The sequence below is a fragment of the Mycobacterium gordonae genome (assembly GCF_001417955.2).
Classification (GTDB): Bacteria; Actinomycetota; Actinomycetes; order Mycobacteriales; family Mycobacteriaceae; genus Mycobacterium; species Mycobacterium gordonae_B.
The window spans coordinates 1-2,624 of the sequence record NZ_LKTM01000139.1 but is presented as its reverse complement, the minus strand read 5'-3'; the positions used below and the strand labels follow the sequence as shown (position 1 = coordinate 2,624).

Sequence of the window (2,624 nt, the reverse complement as noted above, 5' to 3'; positions counted from 1 at the left end):
TGTCGCCTGCCAGGGTGATGGGACCACTGGTTTGCCATGAGCATGGGACCAGTTCGTCTTCCGGTCACGGGCCGTGTTGATGGTGACTGATGGTGTGGTTGCCGGTCAATCCGACGTAGTCGGAGGGACCGGCTTGGGCTTTTGGCGTTGCCGATAGGACTGGCCTTCGACGATGAGTTCGTAGGCCGCTGATTGCAGCCGGTCCATCGCCGATTGGGCCAGCAGTGGGTCGGCCATCATGGTCAGGATCTCGGGTGGTTCGCGATTGCTGGTGATGATCGTGGAGGCCTTGCGGTGGCGTTCGACGATCAGCTCGTAGAAGTCGGTGGTCTCGGTGGCCTCCAGTCGGTGCAGCGCCAGATCATCGATGATGAGCAGTTCGATGCGGTGCAGTTTGCGCATCTCGTCTTCGTAGGTGCCGTCCAGTCGTGCTCCGCGCAGGCGTTTGAACAGTTTGTCGGCGCGTTCGGTGTGCACGCTGCGGCCACGACGGACCGCGATATGGCCTAATGCGTTGGCCAGGAACGTCTTTCCCACGCCGACCGGCCCCATGATGAGCACGTTGTAGGCATCGGCGATAAACCGCAGCGAGGTCAGCTCGGCCCACAGCTGAGAATCGAAGCTCACCGCCGCCGAGTCGTCCCAGGCCTGCAGCTGCATCGCGGGATCGAGGTGAGCGGCCTTGGCGCGCCGGACCGCCGATTCACGGTCGCGGCGGGTGACTTCATCGGCGAACAGCAGCTCCAGAAAGTCGTGATGGGGCAGCCGGTTGGTCCGGGCCAGTGCGAGCCGCTCGGGCAAGGTGTCGAGCAGCTGACCGAGCTTGAGGCGGCGCATCAAGGCTTTCAGTTCACCAGAGACCTCGATCGGCTTGACCGCCGGCGCGGTGTCGGGGCGGGCCGGGCTCACGAGGGCCGCCTGACGGCGAAGTCCGAACTGTGGCGCACGAACCGCGACGCCTGTGCCGGTGGTTTGGGTAGCAGCGGTAGTTGTTCCCCGCCGCCGCGGGTGCAGATCCGCTCGATGAGTCCGACGTCGATGACCTCGGCGTCTAGGGCACGCCGGCAGGCGTCGTCGACCGCGGCGCCGCCGTGGCGGCGCACCAGCCCCAGCAGCCGGTAGACCTGGCGCATCTTGGTCCACGGCAGCGGATGCTCGAGCACTGCGGCGGCGTAGACGCCGACGTGGGTGCCGCAGGCGGCGGCCTTGCGCGCCAAACTGGTGATGTCGCGCATGGCGTAGATCGACACCTCTGCGGGCAGATCAGCGGGGTCGGTGTGCCGACGGCCAGGCGCCACCAGCGGGTGCACCTTGATCAGCTCCCCACGCCAGTACAGCTTCACCGTATGGGCATCAGCGCGGGCGTCAATCCGCTTGCCGACCAGTTCTCCCGGCACGCTGTAGAGCGCCTTGGTGACCTGCACATGCCGATCCGGGGCCACCTTCGGGTGCGTCCAGGAGGGAATGTCGAACACCGCCTCGGGCGCCGGCTTGAGCTGTGGGAGTTCGTCGGTGGCGAACACCTCGGCGGGCCGCAGTCGGGTGGTGCCATGGATCCGCAGCCCAGCGGTCTGGGCGCACCAGCGTTCGGCCCGGTTGCGGCAGTCATCGAGATCCCGGAACTGTTCTCCGGCATAGAAATTCGCCCGCACATAGCTCACCATGCGCTCCACCCGCGGCTTATCGCGCGGGCTACGGACCCGCGCCGGGTCGATCGCGAAACCACGGGACTGGGCGTACTCGCGGAAGGAGTCATTGAGCCGCGGCTCGGTAGCGTCGGCGGCGGTGACGATGGCTTTCATGTTGTCCGGGATCACCACCGAGAACACCCCGCCGAAGAAAGCCCACGCCGCCTCAAACCCGGCGATCACATCGGCCAAAGTCTGCCGGTAGGTGGGCCAGACGAACATGTGCCGCGAGTACACCGCGGTGAAGATCAACCCGTGCACCACGCGGCGCCGCCCATCGGCGACGTCGGTGAGCATCCCCAGTCGCCCGAAGTCGACCTGCACCTCCGAGCCCGGCTCGCAATCGGCCACTGGCACCGTGGCCTGACGCCGACCGAAGTCCAACTCCGTTGTGGCATACCGATTCAGCGTCCGATACGACACCACCACCCCGCGGCGGCCCAACAAGGTATGGATCTTGGTCAACGTCAACCCGTCCTTCAACCACTGTCGGATCTGCTCATGCTCGGCGGCGATGGTTTCCCACGCCAGACTCTTACCGTTCGGCCGGCGCGGGCGCACCTCGGCGATCACCGCCGCAAGCAGCTCATCGGTGAGCTGATCATCACCGCCGTCGCGGTCCAACCCACATGCCCGCGCACGGTCGACATACCGACGCACCGTCTTGCGGTCAGTCCCCGATAGCCGGGCCACCTCCCGCAACCCCAACCCCTGCAGCCACAGCCGCAGCATCTCCACGATCTCGATCACCGACACCTCCCGGTAGCTCATCTGGCCAATACAGCGGCCCAACAACCAGAAGATCCCCACGCCACGCCGGGGTGGTCCCATAACTGGCAAAACACCAGCCAGGTGGTCCCATCAATGGCAAACAGGTGGTCCCATGCTCATGGCAAAAACACCCCTGAAGTGGTCCCTTTCACCTGGCAGCCGACA

General features: G+C 65.7%; 2 protein-coding genes. Both read right to left on the bottom strand.

Annotation, left to right across the window (positions count from 1 at the left end; translation table 11 throughout):
• Window positions 1–105: 105 nt before the first annotated feature.
• Complete coding sequence (locus AO501_RS13350) at window positions 106–909, bottom strand: ATP-binding protein (RefSeq protein WP_055578188.1); 804 nt, start codon at window positions 907–909, stop codon at window positions 106–108.
• Window positions 906–2,459 carry an IS21 family transposase gene (gene istA, locus AO501_RS13345; protein ID WP_055578187.1) on the bottom strand — a complete coding sequence of 518 codons (1,554 nt, stop codon included), beginning with the start codon at window positions 2,457–2,459 and terminating at the stop codon, window positions 906–908. Before istA ends, AO501_RS13350 begins: the two co-directional genes overlap by 4 nt.
• Window positions 2,460–2,624: the final 165 nt, after the last annotated feature.